General features: G+C 57.8%; 20 protein-coding genes. 9 read left to right on the top strand and 11 right to left on the bottom strand.

Going from position 1 to position 19,107, the window contains the following annotated elements:
- Positions 1-53: 53 nt before the first annotated feature.
- The 4 genes from glpX (at position 54) to CORTU0001_RS03560 (ending at position 4,913) form a co-directional block, all read left to right on the top strand.
- Entirely contained in the window at positions 54-1,067 is a 1,014-nt protein-coding gene (gene glpX / locus CORTU0001_RS03575; protein ID WP_005327438.1) for a class II fructose-bisphosphatase, read from the top strand.
- An 85-nt stretch (positions 1,068-1,152) separates the two neighbouring features.
- A complete protein-coding gene (locus tag CORTU0001_RS03570; protein ID WP_005323592.1) occupies positions 1,153-2,553 on the top strand; it encodes a class II fumarate hydratase in 1,401 nt (466 codons plus the stop codon).
- A gap of 174 nt (positions 2,554-2,727) precedes the next feature.
- A complete protein-coding gene (locus CORTU0001_RS03565) occupies positions 2,728-3,351 on the top strand; it encodes a TetR/AcrR family transcriptional regulator (protein ID WP_005327437.1) in 624 nt (207 codons plus the stop codon).
- Positions 3,345-4,913, top strand: coding sequence for an MDR family MFS transporter (locus CORTU0001_RS03560; protein ID WP_005327436.1), 1,569 nt, complete (start codon positions 3,345-3,347; stop codon positions 4,911-4,913). Before CORTU0001_RS03565 ends, CORTU0001_RS03560 begins: the two co-directional genes overlap by 7 nt.
- A gap of 311 nt (positions 4,914-5,224) precedes the next feature.
- Here CORTU0001_RS03560 and CORTU0001_RS03555 read toward each other — a convergent pair whose 3' ends face one another.
- The 4 genes from CORTU0001_RS03555 to CORTU0001_RS03540 form a co-directional block, all read right to left on the bottom strand.
- Positions 5,225-5,794: a GNAT family N-acetyltransferase gene (locus tag CORTU0001_RS03555; protein ID WP_005327435.1), complete on the bottom strand. Its 570-nt coding sequence runs from the start codon at positions 5,792-5,794 to the stop codon at positions 5,225-5,227.
- A 78-nt stretch (positions 5,795-5,872) separates the two neighbouring features.
- Positions 5,873-7,237, bottom strand: coding sequence for an RNA 5'-3' helicase PhoH2 (gene phoH2, locus CORTU0001_RS03550; protein ID WP_005323596.1), 1,365 nt, complete (start codon positions 7,235-7,237; stop codon positions 5,873-5,875).
- Positions 7,238-7,421: 184 nt separating this feature from the next.
- On the bottom strand, positions 7,422-8,039 hold the full coding sequence (locus CORTU0001_RS03545; RefSeq protein WP_005327434.1) for an LGFP repeat-containing protein: 618 nt from the start codon (positions 8,037-8,039) through the stop codon (positions 7,422-7,424).
- Between the two features lie 146 nt (positions 8,040-8,185).
- Entirely contained in the window at positions 8,186-8,860 is a 675-nt protein-coding gene (locus tag CORTU0001_RS03540) for a LysR family transcriptional regulator substrate-binding protein (protein WP_005327433.1), read from the bottom strand.
- A gap of 71 nt (positions 8,861-8,931) precedes the next feature.
- Between CORTU0001_RS03540 and CORTU0001_RS03535 the strand changes: the two genes are divergently transcribed.
- On the top strand, positions 8,932-9,261 hold the full coding sequence (locus tag CORTU0001_RS03535) for a DUF5997 family protein (protein WP_023021891.1): 330 nt from the start codon (positions 8,932-8,934) through the stop codon (positions 9,259-9,261).
- Here the strand turns inward: CORTU0001_RS03535 and glyA are convergent.
- A complete protein-coding gene (gene glyA / locus CORTU0001_RS03530) occupies positions 9,258-10,541 on the bottom strand; it encodes a serine hydroxymethyltransferase (protein WP_005323605.1) in 1,284 nt (427 codons plus the stop codon). The two genes, CORTU0001_RS03535 and glyA, sit on opposite strands and share 4 nt — an antisense overlap.
- 118 nt (positions 10,542-10,659) lie before the next feature.
- On the opposite strand from glyA, the gene coaA reads away from it, so the two are divergent.
- Complete coding sequence (coaA, locus tag CORTU0001_RS03525) at positions 10,660-11,586, top strand: type I pantothenate kinase (protein WP_005327431.1); 927 nt, start codon at positions 10,660-10,662, stop codon at positions 11,584-11,586.
- A gap of 3 nt (positions 11,587-11,589) precedes the next feature.
- Here the strand turns inward: coaA and CORTU0001_RS03520 are convergent, their stop codons facing one another.
- Genes CORTU0001_RS03520 through mca form a run of 3 tightly spaced genes read right to left on the bottom strand, consistent with a single transcriptional unit; the run spans position 11,590 to position 13,584 of the window.
- A complete protein-coding gene (locus CORTU0001_RS03520; protein ID WP_005323608.1) occupies positions 11,590-12,366 on the bottom strand; it encodes an isoprenyl transferase in 777 nt (258 codons plus the stop codon).
- A gap of 12 nt (positions 12,367-12,378) precedes the next feature.
- Positions 12,379-12,690 (bottom strand): hypothetical protein, encoded by a 312-nt coding sequence (locus CORTU0001_RS03515; RefSeq protein ID WP_005323610.1) that lies wholly within the window; start codon positions 12,688-12,690, stop codon positions 12,379-12,381.
- Between the two features lie 3 nt (positions 12,691-12,693).
- Positions 12,694-13,584 carry a mycothiol conjugate amidase Mca gene (gene mca / locus CORTU0001_RS03510; RefSeq protein WP_005323612.1) on the bottom strand — a complete coding sequence of 297 codons (891 nt, stop codon included), beginning with the start codon at positions 13,582-13,584 and terminating at the stop codon, positions 12,694-12,696.
- A 95-nt stretch (positions 13,585-13,679) separates the two neighbouring features.
- On the opposite strand from mca, the gene CORTU0001_RS03505 reads away from it, so the two are divergent.
- The 3 genes from CORTU0001_RS03505 to CORTU0001_RS03495 all read left to right on the top strand — a co-directional run bounded on the left by CORTU0001_RS03505 (position 13,680) and on the right by CORTU0001_RS03495 (position 15,112).
- Positions 13,680-14,150, top strand: coding sequence for a DUF4307 domain-containing protein (locus CORTU0001_RS03505; protein ID WP_034668116.1), 471 nt, complete (start codon positions 13,680-13,682; stop codon positions 14,148-14,150).
- A gap of 120 nt (positions 14,151-14,270) precedes the next feature.
- Entirely contained in the window at positions 14,271-14,792 is a 522-nt protein-coding gene (greA, locus tag CORTU0001_RS03500) for a transcription elongation factor GreA (protein WP_005323614.1), read from the top strand.
- Positions 14,793-14,833: 41 nt separating this feature from the next.
- Positions 14,834-15,112 carry a hypothetical protein gene (locus CORTU0001_RS03495; RefSeq protein ID WP_005327425.1) on the top strand — a complete coding sequence of 93 codons (279 nt, stop codon included), beginning with the start codon at positions 14,834-14,836 and terminating at the stop codon, positions 15,110-15,112.
- Positions 15,113-15,155: 43 nt separating this feature from the next.
- Here the strand turns inward: CORTU0001_RS03495 and CORTU0001_RS03490 are convergent, their stop codons facing one another.
- The 3 genes from CORTU0001_RS03490 to CORTU0001_RS03480 all read right to left on the bottom strand — a co-directional run bounded on the left by CORTU0001_RS03490 (position 15,156) and on the right by CORTU0001_RS03480 (position 18,869).
- Complete coding sequence (locus CORTU0001_RS03490; protein ID WP_005327422.1) at positions 15,156-16,727, bottom strand: hypothetical protein; 1,572 nt, start codon at positions 16,725-16,727, stop codon at positions 15,156-15,158.
- Between the two features lie 306 nt (positions 16,728-17,033).
- On the bottom strand, positions 17,034-17,648 hold the full coding sequence (locus tag CORTU0001_RS03485) for a DUF3558 family protein (RefSeq protein WP_244262093.1): 615 nt from the start codon (positions 17,646-17,648) through the stop codon (positions 17,034-17,036).
- A gap of 471 nt (positions 17,649-18,119) precedes the next feature.
- A complete protein-coding gene (locus tag CORTU0001_RS03480; protein ID WP_005327420.1) occupies positions 18,120-18,869 on the bottom strand; it encodes a Bax inhibitor-1/YccA family protein in 750 nt (249 codons plus the stop codon).
- Between the last annotated feature and the right edge of the window lie 238 nt (positions 18,870-19,107).

Below are 19,107 nucleotides of genomic sequence, written 5' to 3'. Positions count from 1 at the left end.
GCATCAAGGGGAACACCCCTCGATGAGAAAACTATGGAAGGCAACCACTACACATGTCCGAAAATACGTCTTATCTTCCTGACCGCAACCTGGCAATGGAACTGGTTCGTGTCACCGAGGCAGCAGCACTCGCTTCCGGCCGTTGGGTAGGCCGCGGCCAGAAGAATGAGGGCGATGGCGCGGCGGTCGACGCCATGCGCAAGCTCATCAATTCTGTAGCGATGAACGGCGTCGTTGTCATTGGTGAGGGCGAAAAGGATGAGGCCCCCATGCTCTTTAACGGCGAAGAGGTCGGCACCGGCGAGGGTGCCGCCATGGATATCGCCGTGGACCCAGTCGACGGTACCCGTTTGATGGCGGAAGGCCGCCCCAACGCCATCTCCGTCATCGCAGCCGCCGAGCGCGGAACCATGTATGACCCTTCCGCAGTCTTCTACATGGAAAAGATTGCTGTCGGCCCAGAGGCCGTAGGTGCCATTGACATCAACGAATCCGTGGAATGGAATATCCAGTCCGTGGCTAAGGCGAAGAATATTCGCCCTACCGATCTGACCGTGGTGGTCCTTGACCGTCCCCGCCACGAACAGCTCATCTCTGAAATTCGCGCCGCAGGCGCCAAGGTGCGCCTCATCATGGATGGTGACGTAGCCGGCGCCATCGCCACCTGCCAGGATTCGAACTCCATCGACATGATGATGGGCATCGGCGGCACCCCGGAGGGCATCATCACTGCCTGCGCTATGCGCTGCATGGGCGGCGAAATCCAGGGCAAATTGTGGCCGAAGGATGAAGAGGAAGCAGAAAAGGCCCGCGCCGCCGGCCATGATTTGGACCGTGTCCTCAAGACCAATGATCTGGTCTCCTCTGAAAACTGCTACTTCGCTGCCACCGGCGTGACCAATGGTGACATGCTGCGCGGTGTTTCCTACCGCAATTCCGGCGCTACGACCCGCTCCCTGGTTATGCGTTCTAAGTCCGGCACCATCCGCTACATCGACTCCATCCATAAGCTATCTAAGCTGCAGGAGTATTCCGTAGTGGATTACACCACCCCGACCAAAAACTAGGGTTCACCCCCGAAGGCGGCCCTTCTTGTAGTTCTCCGCCATACTGGATAGCACACACTCCCCAATTAACTGAGGTGATCTTCACATGACTGAATACCGCATTGAACATGACACCATGGGCGAAGTTAAGGTTCCTGCAGATGCCCTGTGGCGTGCACAGACCCAGCGCGCAGTGGACAACTTCCCTATTTCCGGCCGTGGCCTGGAAAATGCGCAGATTCGCGCTCTTGGCCTGCTCAAGGCAGCCTGCGCCCAGGTAAATAAGGATTCCGGCAAGCTGGATGCAGATAAGGCCGATGCCATTATTGCCGCCGCTACCGAAATCGCCGAGGGCAAGCATAACGATGCCTTCCCTATCGACGTTTTCCAGACCGGTTCCGGCACCTCGTCCAATATGAACACCAATGAGGTCATCGCCTCGTTGGCACATAACAATGGCGTGGAAATTCATCCGAATGACCACGTGAACATGGGCCAGTCTTCCAATGACACCTTCCCCACCGCTACGCACGTGGCTGCTACGGAAGCTGCCGTTAATGACCTCATCCCGGGCCTGAAGGTCCTCCACGAGTCCTTGACCAAGAAGGCCAAGGAATTCGCTGATGTGGTCAAGGCCGGCCGCACCCACCTGATGGATGCCACCCCGGTTACCCTGGGCCAGGAATTCGGCGGCTACGCCCGCCAGATCGAGCTGGGCATTGAACGCATTGAGGCCACCCTGCCGCGTCTGGGTGAGCTGGCCATCGGCGGCACCGCCACCGGTACCGGCCTGAATACCTCCGCTGACTTCGGCGCCAAGGTGACCGAGGAGCTTAAGAAGCTCACCGGCGTGAAGGAACTGAAGGAAGCAGAAAATCACTTCGAGGCACAGGCTGCCCGCGATGGCTTGGTAGAATTCTCCGGCGCCATGCGCTCGGTTGCTGTATCCCTCAATAAGATTGCCAATGACCTGCGCATGATGGGTTCCGGCCCGCTGACCGGCCTGGCCGAGATTCACCTAAAGGACCTGCAGCCGGGTTCTTCCATCATGCCGGGTAAGGTCAACCCGGTTATCCCAGAGGCCGTCACCATGGTGGCGGGCCAGGTGGTAGGCAACGACGCAGCCGTAGCCTTCGGCGGCGCTCAGGGCCACTTCGAGCTCAACGTCTTCATCCCGATGATGGCGCGCAACGTACTCGAGTCCGCTCGCCTGCTGGCCAATGCTTCCCGCGTCTTTGCCGATAAGTGCATCGATCACATCGAAGCCAACGAGGAGCGCATGAAGCACTTTGCGGAGTCTTCCACCTCCATCGTGACCCCGCTCAACTCTGCCATCGGCTACGAGAACGCAGCAAAGGCAGCAAAGCACGCCCTGCACGAGAAGATCACCGTCCGCCAGGCCGTTATTGACTTGGGTTTCGTCGACGGCGAAAACCTCACCGAGGAAGAGCTGGATAAGCGCCTCAACGTGCTGAGCATGACTAACCGCGACCGCGATAACTTCTAAGTAATCGCCGCACCGCCACCCCGCCCGGGCAGGACTCGGGCGGGGTTTTCGCATGCTTGGGGTAAGGGGGCGTCGGCAAGCGCTATGGCATAGCACACATTAGTGGAAACGCACTTCTAAAATCACCACTTTTGCACTTGGTGCAAGTTTGCACCGAGTGTAAAGTTGCATGCCGTGCAAGAAGAATTATCACTACGCGAGCAGAAGCGCCTCGAGACGCGCCTGCGCATTGAGGATGCCGCCACAAAGCTGGTGGATGAACAATCCTTTAGCGCGGTCACGATTGAGAGGATCTGCGAAGTAGCCGGTATTTCTCGGCGCACTTTCTTCAATTACTTCGACTCCAAAGAATCCGCCGTGCTGGGCGCCCCGAGCACCGAGTTTACGGAGGAGATGCGGGAATTCTTCCTCACGGAGCCAACGACCAGCATGGTGGGACTCGTCCTCCAGTTGGTCAGGCAACACATGGAAGGCCACCACATCAACCCGACCATCCGGGACCGCCGCAAGCGCATCTCTAATGATCCGGATGCGGCCGCGGCGGCAATAAGCCGGAAGCGGGCAAAGTCCATTGAGCTTATCGATCTCATTGAAGAACGCCTCACCACAGAACCGGAGCTTCGCGTCCTCGATAACTGCTCCGCAAGTACCGAGGCGATGCTCATCGCCGGCCTCGTCCGCGAGGCACTTTGGCTCGCGATGGCATCCCCCGATGCGGATTGCAGCAAGGACCTCCACGCGCGACTCGATACCTCCCTCACGCTAATAACAGATTTTATGAAAGGAATGCGATGGTAGATACGGCTACTAAGGCCCCCACGCAGGGCCAGTCCCGAGCCGATAACCTCGGGCTTATCTTCTCGGCTTTGATGCTCACCATGCTGATGAGCTCTTTGGGCCAAATGATCTTCTCTACTGCTCTTCCCACCATCGTTGGTGAGCTTGGCGGCGTCGACCACATGAGCTGGGTCATCTCCGCCTTCCTTGTCACCATGACCATCGCCATGCCTATTTCCGGCAAGCTGGGTGACATGCTGGGCCGCAAGTGGCTCTACATCGGTGGTATCGCCACCTTCGTCGTGGGCTCTACCCTCGGCGGCTTTGCAAACTCCATGACACTGCTGATCATCGCCCGCGCTGTGCAGGGCTTTGGCGCAGGTTTTATGATGATTTCCTCCCAGTCCATCATCGCCGAGGTCACCTCCTCCCGTGAGCGCGGCAAGTTCATGGGCATCATGGGCGGCGTCTTCGGCCTGTCCTCGGTTCTCGGCCCCGTCCTCGGCGGCTGGTTCACCGACGGCCCAGGCTGGCGCTGGGGCATGTGGATGAACATCCCGCTGGGTATCCTCGCCATTATCGTGTGCACCCTCGTGCTGCACCTGCGCGTAGGTGATGCCGATATGAAGCGCTTTGACTGGCTAGGTGCCACCTTCATCGCCATCACCACCGCCTCCCTTATCCTCATGACCACCTGGGGCGGCACCGAGTACGAGTGGGGCTCTTCCATGATCCTCACCTTGGGTGCCATCACCATTATCGGCGCCATCATCACCGTCTTTGTGGAGCTGCGCGCTAAAGAACCGCTCATCCCGGTTCGCCTATTCAAGAACCGCAACATGGCCCTGACTACCCTCTCCGGCGTGGTACTTGGCCTGGCAATGTTCGGTGTTCTGGGCTACATGCCTACCTACCTGCAGATGGTGCACACCCTGACCCCAACCAAGGCGGGTCTCATGATGATCCCGATGATGGTTGGCCTTATCGGCACCTCCACTGGCGTGGGCTTTATCATCGCCCGCACCGGCCACTACAAGGTCTACCCCATCATCGGCCTGGCGATTACCGCCGGCGCCCTGTTCTGGATGTCCCACCTCTCCGTAGAGACTTCCCTGAAGCAGCTGGGCTGCGAGTTCCTCGTCTTCGGCATCGGCCTGGGCATGGTTATCCAGGTCCTCGTGCTCATCGTCCAGAACTCCTTCCCGCTGTCCCAGGTGGGTACGGCTACCGCGGCGAATAACTTCTTCCGCCAGATCGGCTCCGCACTGGGTGCTTCCCTGGTTGGCTCCATGTTCATCCACAATATGAAGGATGAGATGGCCACCCGCTTGCCAGAGGCTTTCCAGAAGATGGGACCGGAGGGCGCCGCCTACGCGGAGAAGTTCGGCGACGCCAATGGCGGTGCCAATAGCCTCACCCCGGATTTGGTTGCGTCCTTCCCCAAGCCCATCGAGGAAGCAATCCTCAACTCCTACAATGACGGACTGACCCCGGTCATCGCCCTCATGGTTCCGCTGGTTATCGTCGCCCTCATCCTCCTCCTGCCACTGCGCGAGGAGCGACTGAAGGAAACGATTGACTAATATCACCTTCACCTGCAGAAATACAGGCCACTAGCCGGTAGCTGCATGCCCTGCGCGATGCACTCCCGCTTGCCGACGCCCCCATTGAATCCGCCCTCGGCTATGCCCCCGGCGGCCTCCAAGCGGCGTTACAAATCCAGGCCGGTCCCATCGAAGTGTGGCGCAAGCCCGCGCGCACGGTGGGCCGATATGCCCCGCCCTAGGCGGGGCATTTTTATTGCCGCTCCCCTGGTTCTAAGGCCTAAACAAAAAGCCCCTGCCATCGTTACCACGAGTGTGGTACGAGCAGGGGCTAGTATGCGCCGGGGAAGCTACCGCTTCTTTTCCTCCGGCTTGGGCAAAAGCAGCTCATATACGTCGGTGTCGCGCCACTGGCCCGCAAGCTCGCCGTAGGTCATCTTTGCCATGTGCGAGTAGGTGCCTACTTTCACGAAGCCGCGCGACTTATGCAGCCCCGCAGAACCTGCGTTCTCAGGGAAAATCCACGAGTGGATAGCCCACTTGTGCAGGTCCTTGCACACCTCGATCAGGCGATCCAGAAGTGCGCCGCCGATACCACGGCCCTGTGCCTCGGCACCTAGGTAGATGGAGTCCTCCACTACTCCGTGGAAGACGGTGCGGGTAGATACAGGGGCCGCGGAAACCCACCCCAAGACCTTAGAATCATCATTTGCCTCAACGGCCACATGCACCGAAGGCATGATCTTGCCGGCTTTGAATTCTTCAAAGGTCAGGGATCGGGTCTCATAGGTGGCGTGCCCAGTATTGAGCCCCTGTTCATAGATCTCTCGCATCTGCGGGTAATCCGCCGCGGTGAAGGGGCGGATGCGGAAATCTTTCTTCTTATCGTCCGAAGACGTCTGCTTGGCGTTCTCGCTCATATACAACATTATTACTGGGACATGCCCAGCTTCGCCACGCTGTACACATAAAGATCGCCCAACGCGAACGAACTTGGCCTAGTTGCCGCCTTCCAATAGGTCAGTAACGAGCTCCGCAATGGCCGAGCGCTCGGAACGCTGCAGCGTAATATGTGCAAAAAGCTCATGCCCCTTGAGCTTTTCAATCACTGCCTGCACTCCGTCGTGCCGGCCTACGCGAAGGTTATCGCGCTGCGCCACATCGTGAGTAAGAACTACTCGCGAGCCCTTCCCCAACCGGGAAAGCACGGTAAGTAGGACGTTTCGCTCCAAGGACTGCGCCTCATCCACGATGACAAAAGCATCATGCAGCGAGCGACCGCGAATATGCGTCAGGGGCAAGACCTCGATGAGGCCGCGCTCGTGCACCTCTTCCATGACGTTTTCAGACACCAAGCCTTCCAAGGTGTCATAGACCGCCTGCGCCCACGGGTTCATCTTGTCCGATTCCGTGCCCGGTAGGTATCCCAGCGACTGCCCGCCAACCGCATACATCGGGCGGAAGACCACAATGCGCCGGTGCTCGCCGCGCTCGAGCACCGCCTCCAAGCCGGCGCACAGCGCAAGTGCCGACTTGCCGGTGCCGGCGCGGCCACCGATGGAGACAATCCCTACGTTGGGATCCATCAGCAAATCCAAAGCGATACGCTGCTCCGCGGAGCGTCCCTGGAGGCCAAAGGCATTGATATCACCACGTACGAGCTCGACCACGCCATCAGCACTCATGCGACCCAGCGCGGATTGCGCGCCTGCCGCCAAGGTCAAACCGCAGTGCACCGGTAGATCCTCAACGGCGGTACCCTTTTCAGTTTCGACGCCGTCTAGCATGACTTCCCCATCACGATAGAGGGCATCGATGACATCCGAGCTGGTTTGCACCGTCGCCATTCCGGTATAGCCGGTCAAGACTACGTCCTGGGCGTGATACTCATCCGCCTGCACGCCAACCGCGCCGGCCTTTACGCGCAGGGGCACGTCCTTCGTGACCAACACGGTGTCCTTCCCCTCGTGCGCAAGGTTAAGCGCGCACGCCAAGATGCGGTGGTCACCTTCTGGCCCGCGGAATGCGGTAGGCAGCAAGGATTGGTCTTGATGGTTCAATTCCACGCGCAGGGTGCCGCCATCGACGTTGACGGGAACCGGCTGGTCTAAGGCCTCATAGGTAGCGCGCAGCTCCTCCAAAAAGCGAAGAGCTTGGCGGGCGAACCAGCCAAGCTCCGGGTGATGACGTTTTCCTTCCAGTTCAGAAATAACTACAACGGGAAGGACCACGTCGTGTTCCGCAAATTTGCGCAGGGCCCAAGGGTCAGAAAGCAAGACCGAGGTATCCACTACATAGGTCTTGGTAGCGACGGTGTTATCAGTAGCGGCAAGCGGAGTAGAAAGTACAGAGGGACGAGACATGATGGCAGGGTTCTCCCTTAGTGTGCGGTAGATCAGACTTCTTCCGAATCACCCCGGATCCACGGGGTTGCCACCCAAAGTAGGCACCGAAGGTTGAAATTACATGGGTGCAAGATGAACATTAAGAAAACGAAAAATCCCTCCGCAGCACTTGCTGCAGAGGGAGAAGCTCTAAAGGAGCTTTTTACTTCTCTACGGAAGAGGTGAACTTACCGCTCTCGTCCTGGATCCAGGAGATTACGCCATTGTCGAACTGCTGGGTCCAGCCCTTGCCCTGAGCAGCCTTCTCCTCAGCAGCCTTAGGCAGGCCTACCTCAGAGTCCAAGCCGCCCTGCTCTTTCCAGGTTTCAGCAATCTTGCCGACGATAGGCTGAGCGCCCTCATCGTCGTCGAAGGTCAGCAGGTTGCCGTTATCGAAGTTAGCGAGGAACTCATCATCGTCACCCTGCTCGATGCTCTTTACGTCGCCCCACTCAGCCTTCTTCTCTTCAATAGCGGAAGCGAAATCAGCCGGAACGTCTACGTCACCGTTAGCGGTAGCGATGGACTTGGTAGCGCCGCCCTTGTCATCGGCGTCGTCGGAAGCATCCGCACCTTCGGAAGCGTCCGCATCGTCGGCGTCATCCTTGGAAGTAGCCTCAGCAGCAGCGGAGCCAGCAGCGTCGGTAGCGTCTGCAGCTACGGAGCCGGCGGTATCCTTAGCGTCGTTAGCTGCATCCTCAGCATCGGAGCACGCTACGAGAGCAACGGACAGGGTTGCGGCTGCAAAGCCACCTGCGATACGACGGGTCATCTTCTGCATTACTGCATCATCCTTTCATCGAGAAAGTAAGTTAATTCTAAAATTATTGTTAAATCACCCTTTATGGCGAACAACGACCACCGTAACGACGACTCCCAGCTGGCGCCACCCGTCCGGACAGGAAGTAGACAGCAAACAGTAAAGGCCTACCTACGTTTGCGCTGCTTAGGGACCTTCTTTTTCTTTTGTAACGAATTGTTAACGTTTCTCCGCGCCTGCTTCGCCTTCGCCTTTTCCCTGGCGCTGCGCTTCGGCTTCTCTTGGCGGGAGGAACGAGCCGTACGGCCCTTAGCGACGCCCACGAAGTCCTGGATCGCCTCCCCATCCTCATCCTTGCGCCACACCAACGCAATCTCCGTAACCGGCACGGACTCGTCCTTAAGGCCCAACGGCACCACCTGCTTTTTGCTCAGGACCTTCAGCAGGGGCCGCGGCGCAATCGCGATACCCACGTTGGCCGCCACTACCTGCAAGGCGTCGCGGACTGCGGGGACATCGACACGCCCGGAATCGGCGAGGCGGTAGTTGAGGTGTTCATCGGCGACGTCGGCAAGCGCAAGCTCCTCGCCCACCTCCGCATAGACCGAGTCTTTGGGAACGGCAATGCCAGGGGCCTCTTTATAAAGTCGCACCACGTGAAAGGTGTCATCCACCCGCGCATCCGGCAAGCGCGCGAGAGCTAGGTCCACCTCGCCGGCTACCAGCGGGGCAAGCGCATCGTCCGCATCAATGGTGGACAAGCCACCATGAGCAGTATTTTCCTCGAATCGGCGGAACCACTTTCCAGGTTCTGTACCCGTGGCAAAAGCTAAGCGCAGCATAGAGGACAGTCTACTGAAAGTGCTACGGTAAAAGCGTGACTGAAGAACAAAAGCAACCATCCGGCACCGCCATGCGTGCCCAAACCGCGGCGAAGAAGCTAGGCATCTACCTGCCCGCCGCGCCGGACGAGTTCCAAAATAGCGCCATTAGCCACGAAGAGCTGCGCGAACTGCAGCATAACCCACCCGAGTGGCTGCAAACCTTGCGCCGCGAAGGGCCCCACCCCCGCCCCGAGGTTGCCCATAAGCTGGGAATCTCTGTTACCGCGCTCAAGAAGAACGATATGGATAAGCCGCTGACCACAGCGGAAATCAATCAGCTCCTCCAAGAGCAGCCGGAATGGCTTCAGCAGGCCCGCGCTACCATGGCGCAGGCCCGTGGCCATGAGGTGAAGGACTAAACCAGCTTCCAGTCCTCGAGGCCCTCATACAGCGGGTAGTGCTGGGCAATCTTGTCCACGCGAGCGCGCAGGGCCTCCACATCGGCATTCTTGCCCTGGACTAGGGCGGTGCCGATAATATCTGCAACCTCGGTGAAGGCCTCGGCATCGAGGCCGCGGGTTGCCAGCGCAGAAGTACCAATGCGCAGGCCGGAGGTGACCATCGGCGGACGCGGGTCATTCGGCACGGCATTTCGGTTAACGGTAATGCCCACCTCATGCAGCAGATCCTCTGCCTGCTGTCCATCCAATTCGGAATTGCGCAGGTCCGCCAAGACCAAGTGCACATCGGTGCCGCCGGTCAGCACGTCCACGCCAGCCGCCTTGGCATCATCTGCGGTAAGGCGCTCTGCCAGGATGCGAGCACCCTCCAAGGTGCGCTCCTGGCGCTCCTTGAATTCCTCGGTAGCAGCAATCTTCATAGCAATGGCCTTGGCAGCGACCACGTGCATCAGCGGTCCGCCCTGCTGGCCCGGGAAGACGTTGGAATTGATCTTCTTGGCATAATCCTGCTTGGCCAAAATCATGCCGGAGCGCGGGCCACCCAGGGTCTTATGCACGGTGGTGGACACGATATCCGCGTGAGGAACTGGGCTCGGGTGCAGGCCCGCCGCCACAAGACCCGCAAAGTGGGCCATATCTACCCACAGGTAAGCGCCGACCTCATCAGCGATTTCACGGAAGGCCGCGAAATCCATGGTGCGCGGGTAGGCAGACCAGCCGCCGATAATGACCTTCGGCTTTTCCTTCAGCGCCTGCTCGCGCAGCTTATCCATGTCCACGCGCATGGTCTCTGGATCCACCTCATAGGCTGCGACATCATAAAGCTTGCCGGAGAAGTTCAGCTTCATGCCGTGGGTAAGGTGGCCGCCGTGAGCCAGGGACAGGCCCAAAATCTTGTCGCCCGGCTCAGCGATGGTGGAAAGAACCGCGGCGTTCGCCTGCGCGCCGGAGTGCGGCTGAACATTGGCGAATTCCGCACCAAAGAGTTCCTTAGCGCGGTTGCGGGCTAGGTCCTCAACGACGTCGACATGCTCGCAGCCGCCGTAGTAGCGGCGACCCGGGTAGCCCTCGGCGTACTTGTTAGTGAGCACGGAGCCCTGTGCCTGGAGCACGGCGCGAGGCACAAAGTTCTCAGAGGCGATCATTTCCAGGGTTTCGCGCTGGCGGGAAATCTCTCCCTGAATTGCGCCGAATACGTCCGGATCGAGGTCGCGGAGGTCAGAGGTAAAAGAAGCCATAAAGGTGTGGTCCCCTTCTCAAAATCATGCGGTATGGGCTGCTGCATATCTTATCGTGCCATGCACCCTAAGGGGGCATACTTTTACCCACAGATTATGCAAGTGCAACAATGGAGCCATGGCGCGCACATTGGATTCGAGTCCCTACCTAGATTTTGACCGCGAGACCTGGCGTGAACTGCGTAAATCCATGCCCCAGGTACTCACGGAAACCGAGGTGGAAAAGCTTCGCGGCCTAGGAGACCGCATCGACTTGGACGAGGTAGCTGATGTCTACCTCCCCCTCTCCCGCCTCATCCATATGCAGGTCATGGCACGCCAGCAGCTCACCACGGCTACCGAATCTTTCTTAGGCAACCCTCCGACGCACGTTCCCTTTGTCATCGGTGTAGCCGGCTCCGTGGCAGTGGGAAAATCCACCACCGCCCGCCTCCTTCAGGTGCTCTTGCAACGCTGGGAGTCCCACCCCAAGGTGGCGCTCGTGACAACCGACGGCTTCCTCTTCCCCACCGAAACCCTCAAGAAACGCGGCCTCATGCAGCGCAAGGGATTTCCAGAATCCTACGACCGGCGTGCACTCCTTCGCTTTGTCACGGACGTAAAATCAGGAAAGCCTCTGGTCAAGGCGCCGCTTTATTCCCATATCTCCTATGACATTGTGGACGGGGAATATCAAGAAGTTCACCAGCCCGACATCCTTATTCTGGAAGGGCTCAATGTACTACAAACGAGCCCCACGTTGACCGTGGCGGACCTCTTTGATTTCTCGGTATATGTTGATGCCCGCACCGACGATATCGAGCAGTGGTATATCGACCGCTTCCTTACTCTGCGCCACACCGCTTTTCGCGAGCCCAACGCCCACTTCTCTGCCTTTGCAGACATGAACGATGAGGAGGCCCGCGACCAGGCCCGCGAAATTTGGCAGTCCATTAACCTGCCGAACTTGGTGGAAAATATCCTGCCCACCCGTGTGCGAGCCTCCCTCGTGCTGAAAAAGGGCTCGCATCACCTGGTAGAACAGGTGCGAATGCGCAAGCTCTAGAGCCTATTTGCCAAAGCGGCGCGAACGCTGGGAGTAGTCCCGCAAGGCGCGAAGGAAATCCACCTTGCGGAATGCAGGCCAGTAAGTATCCGTAAACCAGATTTCGGAGTACGCGGCCTGCCACAGAAGGAAGCCCGACAGGCGTTGTTCACCAGAGGTGCGGATAACCAAGTCTGGGTCCGGTAGTCCCTTGGTGTACAGGTGCTCCCCAATGGACTCTGCGGTAACGCGGTCCGCCATCTCCGCTGCGGTAGTTCCCTTCTCTGCTTCCGCGCGCACCAAGTTCTGCACTGCGTCCACAATTTCTTGGCGCCCGCCATAGCCCACCGCCACATTGACGATGACCCCGGTATTGTCCTCGGTTTCCGCCGCCGCCGTCACCATGCGCTGGCGAATTTCGTCCGGGAGCAGATCGAGGTGGCCAACAAGGCGCACCTGACAGCCGACGTCGCTATGCGATAGGTGCGTGACCACGTCCGAGATGATGTCAAAGAGCAGCTCTACTTCCTGCTCGCTGCGCTTCAGGTTCTCCGTGGACAGCAAATAAATGGTGACCACTTCGATATCGGTATCGCGGCACCACGAGATCATCTCTCCGATTTTCTTTGCGCCTTGGCGGTGACCATGGCTGATATCGGTAAACCCAGCCTCACGCGCCCACCGACGATTGCCATCGGCCATGATGGCGATGTGCTTAGGCTGCGGCTTGCCCTTGATCAGGCGCGCCAGACGGGCTTCATAAGCTGGGTAAGCCAGCTGCTTGAGAGAACTCACGCTCATTAGTCTATCCGCCTAGAAAATGGACTTCTTGCGGTTATCGTAAATGCCGGCTTCCTTCATCGCCTTATCCACGGCTTCCTCATCGAACGGATCGATTCCGTGGTCCTCCGCAAACATCATGCGGCGGCGAAAGCGTGAGTACCGGCGATGGAAATTCCAGCCTGCAAACAGTACCGCAACGCCCATAAGCGCCAGGATCAGCAGGCCAATGGGCGAAGCTTTGCCAAATTCAGGGCCCATTGGGCCGCCTTCGGCGCCCTCGGTTCCTTGGGCAAGTACAAATACGTCATGTGCGGCAAGCACGAAAGAACCATACATGCTCATATCTTAAGCCTCCTCTTCCTCTTCGATGCCGGCGAAGAGGTCATTTTCTGGCAGGGAGGTAGAAACGCGAGTCTTCGCCAGCTCGAACTCCTCGGTGGGCCAAAGGCGCTGCTGTACCTCCACCGACGTCGCCAAGAAGGCACCCGCCGGATCGATCTGCGTAGCGTGCGCCCGCAAGGCCTCCTCGCGATTGCTGAAGTAATCCGCGCATTCCACCTGGGTGGTGACACGCGCCATGATATCTCCAAAAGTGGTGTCCCAGCGCGCCAGCATCGGCCCATAAGGGCTGGTTTTACCCTCTTCTAGCAGCAGATCATGGAACATCTTCATGCGCTGATAAACAAAGCCGTGCGAATAGTACAGCTTCAGCGGCTCCCACGGCTTACCCAGCTCTGGGTGGTACTCGGCATCGCCTGCCTTCTCCCACGCGATCATGGAAGCCCGGTGCACCACCAAATGGTCTGGGTGCGGATAACCGCCATTTTCGTCATAGGTGACAATGACGTGTGGTCGAAATTCGCGGATAACCTGGACGTATTCCTGCGCGACGGTGTCATCGCCCAGCAACGCAAAACAGCCCTCCGGAAGCAATTCCTCCATAGTCTTGCCTTCAACTGGGTCGGGCAATCCGGAATCAACGTGGCCCAGCCAGCGGTGTTGTACGCCCAGCGCCCGCGCAGCGTTAGCCATTTCTTCCCGGCGCACCTCGCCCATCTTTTCCTTGATTCCCGGGCGATCCATGGCGGGGTTAATCACATCGCCGCGCTCGCCGCCGGTACAAGTTAGCACCAAAACCTCATTGCCTTCTGCGGCATAGCGCGCGGTGGTTGCAGCACCCTTGGATGATTCATCGTCTGGGTGCGCGTGGATCGCTAGTAGGCGAAAATCGCTCACTGAAAATCCATCCCCTTATTAATCTAGGTTCTTTGAACAGATGATTATCCTAGTAGATAATTGGAAAACAGTGGTCCTCGGCTAGAGTGGAAGCCATGACTTCCGCCGGAAAATCTCGCTCAGTCGCCCGCTACGGCTCCCGCGGCTCCTCTGAAAAGAACTCTGGTAGCTGGACTAATAAGGCGCTGGTGCTCATCTTTGTCGCCATTTTTATCGCGCTTATTTTCTTCGGATTCCGGTACTTCCAGGAAAAGGAACGCGTGAACGCACAGGTGTCCATCGTGACCCAGGAGGTTTTGAGCGATGATTCCACCCGCGTTTGGGTCGATGTCACCCGCAATCACACCGATGAAGATGCTTATTGCATTGTCCAGGCCTTTGACTATTCCAAGTCCGAAGTAGGCCGCCGCGAATTCCCTGTTCCCGCGGGCGGAAACGAAACCCAGCGCATCGCTGTCGACGTGCCGACCAACGCTCGTGCCGTAGCTGGCGGGGCCTATGGTTGTTCCGGCAATATCCCCGAATACTTAGATATGGATAACCCTGACTACGCGGAAAGCCGCTAGCCGCGTGTGCTAGGATTTGTAGCGCCTAGAACTGGGCATATGCCCCGTTCCACTTTTACTTATAGCCCCAGGGATTAGCAGGGGCTTTGACCACAATTCCTATCTACGGAAGGTTGCAGAATGGCTGAGCAGCAAAAGCAGTACATCACCCCGGAAACCAAGGCGAAGCTCGAGGCCGAGCTGCAGGAGCTCATCGACCACCGCCCAGTAGTCGCGGCTGAGATCAACGAGCGTCGTGAGGAAGGCGACCTCAAAGAGAACGCCGGTTACGACGCCGCACGTGAGATGCAGGACCAGGAAGAGGCCCGCATCAAGCAGATTTCTGAGGTTCTTGCGAATGCCACCACCGAGCGCGGTGCTGTTCAGGAAGGCGTCGCCCACACCGGTTCCGTAGTTCACGTTTACTACAACGGTGACAAGGACGATAAGGAGACCTTCCTCATCGGTACCCGCGCCGCTGCTTCCGATAACAAGGACCTAGAAACCTATTCCGAGCAGTCCCCGCTGGGCGCTGCCATCCTTGGTGCACAAGAGGGCGAGACCCGCGAGTACACCGCTCCGAATGGCAAGACCATTTCGGTCACCATCGAATCCGCAGCGCCGTATGATTCTGCTAAGGCCGCTGCTCCACGCGAGTCCTAAACTTTTAACCACTTACTACTCTGGAGAAAGAGCACATCCCCATGAAGAAGTTCTCCCGTTTCGCCGCCGCTGGCCTGGTCTTCACCGCTGGCCTCTCCCTCGCTGCTTGCCACCCACCGAACCAGCAGGATTCTGATTCCAAGGTAGAAAATGCCTCCACCTTCACTGGTGAGGCCCCGATGCAGAAGGCTGCTGAGACCAGCTCTTCCGCACCAGAGACCGTTATTGAAGAGGAAGCACCTGTAGTCGAGTCCGGTGTTCCAGAAGAGCCTGCACAGCCGCACTTGAACGGTACCGCCACCGAACTGCCACAGCAGTAATAAGGCTTGAAGGGCCGAGGGATATCCTCGGCCCTTTTTCATGCTATTTTCCTGGGTCCACTTCTCGCACCCAATCCCCGATGACACCGGGTACGACAGCGGGCGGCTCCCCCAGGAGGTCGCGCTTATTCGGGTCCCTTTCGACCTGCGTGGTGACGGACTTTACGCGCTTTTTCTCACTGTCTTTGCCTCCGCGCATCCCCATCATTGGACCATAGGCTCGCGCCCCTCCGGTTGAGCGGCCTGCATTGCCACCGCGCGCTGCCGCGGCGCTTTCGCTGCCACCTGTTCCTGGAACAAGGCCGCCACCCACGCCGGGCCGCATGCCCGCACCAGCACCGCTGCCAAGACCAGCGCGCATACCCGAACCGCCGCCGAGTGCATTGCTATGGCCAGCGCGCACGCCTGAACCAACACCGGCGTAGGGCGCTCCGGCTCCGCGTCCAAGGTGCAGGCCCGACTGCGCCCCTTTTCCGGCACGCGCAATATCGGCGCCGCCACTTACACTTCCTGCAGCGGATCCAATTCCGCCTCGTAGCGACTGACCGCCGAGTACGCCACGGCCCGCATCCGCAGGCCTTCCAGCTGCCATCATCGGCGCCATCCCAGAAGTAGCGGATTGCGCTGTAGCTGTCGGCGCCATCGCACCACTGTTATTAAGCGCGCCAGCGTTTGCTCCTGCGGCAACCGGATGCGCCGTGCCACTAGGAACCTGCCCCATCGCCCCGTTCGGCGCAGTTACGCCCGGCATGGATGCACCTTGGGTGGACACGTCATTGCCGCCGATGGCTACGTGGTCTCCTAGGCCCAGCTTTTCCAGCGCATTCCTGCCGCTAGTATGCATCTGCTGGTGAAAATCAGTAATTTCCTGTGGGCTCATCCCCACTGCTTCTAGCCCGTCCACATTGCCATTGACGACGTCGAAGTTCCCCGGCCCCAAATCTCCTCGCGCTATCGCTTCCGCAATCTTCTTTGGCCATACCACAGCATCGGTGGTGTAGCGCTGCCCATCACCGTCAACTCCGGCGAGGCCGGCCTCAACGCCGCCGCCTCCCGACGCCGGCGATTGTTCCATCAAAGCGTGCTGGTACGGCATTGCCTCTACCGCGAAGCGCTGCAGGTCAGGTTGCAACGCGGCCAATGCGGCCTTTTCCGCAATCTCGCGCTCCACCGGTTCTGGAATGGCCATCACTTCCATCGCCATGGCCATCGCAGTCGGCTGCATGCCCATCAACTTGGCGTGGAATCCGGTCAGCTTCTCCCCCATGACCTTGGCATTTGCTACAAAGTGGCTTCCCGACGCCGCCACTTCCCTAATCTTTGCCGCCGCCCTCGACGTTGCCTCACTGTCGTTCTCGCCTTCCAAAGACCCGGCTGCTTCCTGTAACCCGCTAACAATATCGTCGACTTCCGACGCCAACGAGCTCCACCGCGCATTCGCCTCTGACACATTCCAAATCTGCGTCGACATCAGGTCCGTAGCCAGCTTCACAATGTCCGTACCGACATTCACCACCGGCATGGAAAACCCAAATGGGCTGTACCCCGGCTCAGGCTGGTTCATAATCGGCATCGACTCAATGCCGATATCCCCACCCGCATCCGCGATCTCCATTCCCCGACTATTCGCGTCTTCCTGTGCCTGAAACCCTCGAGCCTCCCGCCCGAGACTGTCGTACAACCATTCTAATTGCTCTGAAAAGGTCTTGATTGATTCACACGCAGATCCCGGGTCAGTCTCAAGAACCCTCTGGTGAACCGCACCTACATGATCAATTCCATTAACTGAAGAAAATCCTGCATTAAGTGGAGAATTTATCCCCGCTCCTACTTCACTAATTCTTGATTGAAATTCATTAATTGCCATAGAATTCAGCTCAAGATTCTGACTATTCAGCTTCATTGCTCCCCCGATTTTTATTTACATTGTAAGGTCTTCAAATATTTGCTCGGCATTTTCGCAGGTAGTCTCTACAGAACCTTCTTGAAGATTGGAAAAGCTAACTTTCACTGTTCCACCTTTAGTCTCTAGAAATGCCGAACAGTATCGGCCCAAAGGACCATCTTCTGGATAAGCTACGAGAGGTAGATTCTCGCCAGTCAAAATTGGTTCACCGGTAAATTTGATTGTTTCTTGATCGATCCCCAAATTCTTTGACGCCAAAGTGATAGAGGCTTTTCCATACCTCGCCTCAGAGCCACGAAATCCACAGAAACTCCATCCTGACTCCCGATGAACCGAAATAGGCTCAGGATGTATCCCAGAAGCTTCTAATCTGCCGTACGGAATCTCCGTACACGGATCAAAAAGCTCGAAACTCGGGTCTGCCGGATCGAATTCCCCCAGTGGCGGTAGGACGCCGGAAGTGTCTCCCGACCCCGTGGCGCCGGCCTCCCCCGGTTGGCCGGCGCCGTCCGCATTCTCCCCGCCATTAGTGTGTGCCGATTCCCCCTGATTGTCGTCCGCATCATCCCCCGGGTCCCCGTTGGTTCCCCCTGCACCGTCGGCCGAACTAATGCCGCCAGCCTCGTCCACCTTGGTGGTCTCCTCTGACGCGCTCCTCGTACCGATGTCCGCAACGCAGCTACTCAGCATAACGGTGCTGCTGACCATCAACGTTGCTACGGTGACCTGACGCTTCACAACAATCCTTCGCGCACTCACTTCCTGACGAGAGGAACAGGAAAAGTGAAACAGAGAACTTTTCACTTCGTATTTCCCGTTCCGGTACACAGCATGCATGAGGCCCCAAGAATTTTCTATGCAACCGCAAAGGTTAACGGCAATTTAACAAAATTATTTGCCCCATATGTCACATCCATAACGTCTAAAGGGCGAAATTTCCTGCTCATTAGCTGTACCACCCCGGGGAGTGGTTTTGTAGACCAAATGAAGGCTAAACCCGCACTTTATCCCCCAGAATTACCCCAGAAATTACACGTTTGTAAGCGATTTTTGGCAACAAAAAGGCCCGCACCGAAGTGCGGGCCAATGCAAAAGAGTCAGTTAGTCTCGCTGGAAATAGCTCAGCAGACGGAGGATCTCAGTGTAGAGCCAGACCAGGGTCACAGCGAGGCCAAGAGCTACGCCCCAAGCGTTCTTAGCAGGAGCACCAGCGCGGATCATGCGGTCAGCCTGATCAAAGTCGGTCAGGAAGGACAGGGCACCCAGAACGATGCAGACGAGCGAGAAGATAATGGCAATCGGGCCACCATCACGCAGTGGGTTGAAGTCAAAGAAAATCGCGCCCAAGAAGTTAACAAGAGCCATGACAGCAACGCCAGCAATCAGGCCGAAAAGGATCTTGGTGAACTTCGGAGTCACCTTCACTGCGCCAGTCTTGTACACAATCAGCATGCCAATGAATACACCAATGGTGCCGACAATCGCTTGGCCAATGATGGCCATGCCGCCCTCGCCCTGGAAGTTGACGTTGGAGAACATCAAGGAGAAGCCACCGACAAATAGGCCTTCAAATACGGCATAAATCAGGGTGACTGCAGCAGAACCCCACTTCTTGCCAAAAGAGGCAACGAGCACGGTAATGAAGCCACCGATACCACCGACCAAGGTCAAGGCCATGGCGATACCTGGGCTTACTAGCATTCCCAGGGCGAAGTTGATGGCTGCGGCGACGATGATGACGCCGAGGGTAATGCCCGTCTTGGTCACTACGTCATCCACGGTCATGGGACGAGTAGATACGTCCTCATAACCAGAGTTTTGGCGGCTACTATTTTCGGTCAGAGAACTCATTACCGGATTGCTTGAACGCACGGTTGTCCTTTCTAAGAGAGGTGCAAATTAGCTATCTCACCCCATTCAACGAGACACCACCCCATAAAGTTCCACATTCTTTCCATTTAGCTAGAAGTTTTGTGTGCAACTTCTACATCAACCCTGTGAAGACCTGTTAACGAGAAAAGTCTCGAGACACCGACCGGAACGATGTCTCGAGACTTCACATGGTGCCCCCAGTGGTGTCTGGTTCGGA

The sequence above is a fragment of the Corynebacterium tuberculostearicum SK141 genome (assembly GCF_000175635.1).
Lineage (GTDB): Bacteria > Actinomycetota > Actinomycetes > Mycobacteriales > Mycobacteriaceae > Corynebacterium > Corynebacterium tuberculostearicum_C.
This window is presented reverse-complemented; position numbering and strand designations above follow the sequence as displayed.

Bases quoted from the DNA above. Each gene is read 5' to 3' on its own strand.
- CORTU0001_RS03535 (WP_023021891.1), top strand. From the start codon at position 8,932: ATGCGTGCCCAAACCGCGGCGAAGAAGCTAGGCATCTACCTGCCCGCC.
- CORTU0001_RS03490 (WP_005327422.1), bottom strand. From the start codon at position 16,727: ATGGAGATCGCGGATGCGGGTGGGGATATCGGCATTGAGTCGATGCCG.
- CORTU0001_RS03555 (WP_005327435.1), bottom strand. From the start codon at position 5,794: ATGAGCGAGAACGCCAAGCAGACGTCTTCGGACGATAAGAAGAAAGAT.
- glyA (WP_005323605.1), bottom strand. From the start codon at position 10,541: ATGGCTTCTTTTACCTCTGACCTCCGCGACCTCGATCCGGACGTATTC.
- coaA (WP_005327431.1), top strand. From the start codon at position 10,660: ATGGCGCGCACATTGGATTCGAGTCCCTACCTAGATTTTGACCGCGAG.
- CORTU0001_RS03520 (WP_005323608.1), bottom strand. From the start codon at position 12,366: ATGAGCGTGAGTTCTCTCAAGCAGCTGGCTTACCCAGCTTATGAAGCC.
- CORTU0001_RS03545 (WP_005327434.1), bottom strand. From the start codon at position 8,039: ATGCAGAAGATGACCCGTCGTATCGCAGGTGGCTTTGCAGCCGCAACC.
- CORTU0001_RS03560 (WP_005327436.1), top strand. From the start codon at position 3,345: ATGGTAGATACGGCTACTAAGGCCCCCACGCAGGGCCAGTCCCGAGCC.
- glpX (WP_005327438.1), top strand. From the start codon at position 54: ATGTCCGAAAATACGTCTTATCTTCCTGACCGCAACCTGGCAATGGAA.
- CORTU0001_RS03515 (WP_005323610.1), bottom strand. From the start codon at position 12,690: ATGAGCATGTATGGTTCTTTCGTGCTTGCCGCACATGACGTATTTGTA.
- CORTU0001_RS03495 (WP_005327425.1), top strand. From the start codon at position 14,834: ATGAAGAAGTTCTCCCGTTTCGCCGCCGCTGGCCTGGTCTTCACCGCT.
- phoH2 (WP_005323596.1), bottom strand. From the start codon at position 7,237: ATGTCTCGTCCCTCTGTACTTTCTACTCCGCTTGCCGCTACTGATAAC.
- CORTU0001_RS03480 (WP_005327420.1), bottom strand. From the start codon at position 18,869: ATGAGTTCTCTGACCGAAAATAGTAGCCGCCAAAACTCTGGTTATGAG.
- greA (WP_005323614.1), top strand. From the start codon at position 14,271: ATGGCTGAGCAGCAAAAGCAGTACATCACCCCGGAAACCAAGGCGAAG.
- CORTU0001_RS03570 (WP_005323592.1), top strand. From the start codon at position 1,153: ATGACTGAATACCGCATTGAACATGACACCATGGGCGAAGTTAAGGTT.
- CORTU0001_RS03540 (WP_005327433.1), bottom strand. From the start codon at position 8,860: ATGCTGCGCTTAGCTTTTGCCACGGGTACAGAACCTGGAAAGTGGTTC.
- CORTU0001_RS03505 (WP_034668116.1), top strand. From the start codon at position 13,680: ATGACTTCCGCCGGAAAATCTCGCTCAGTCGCCCGCTACGGCTCCCGC.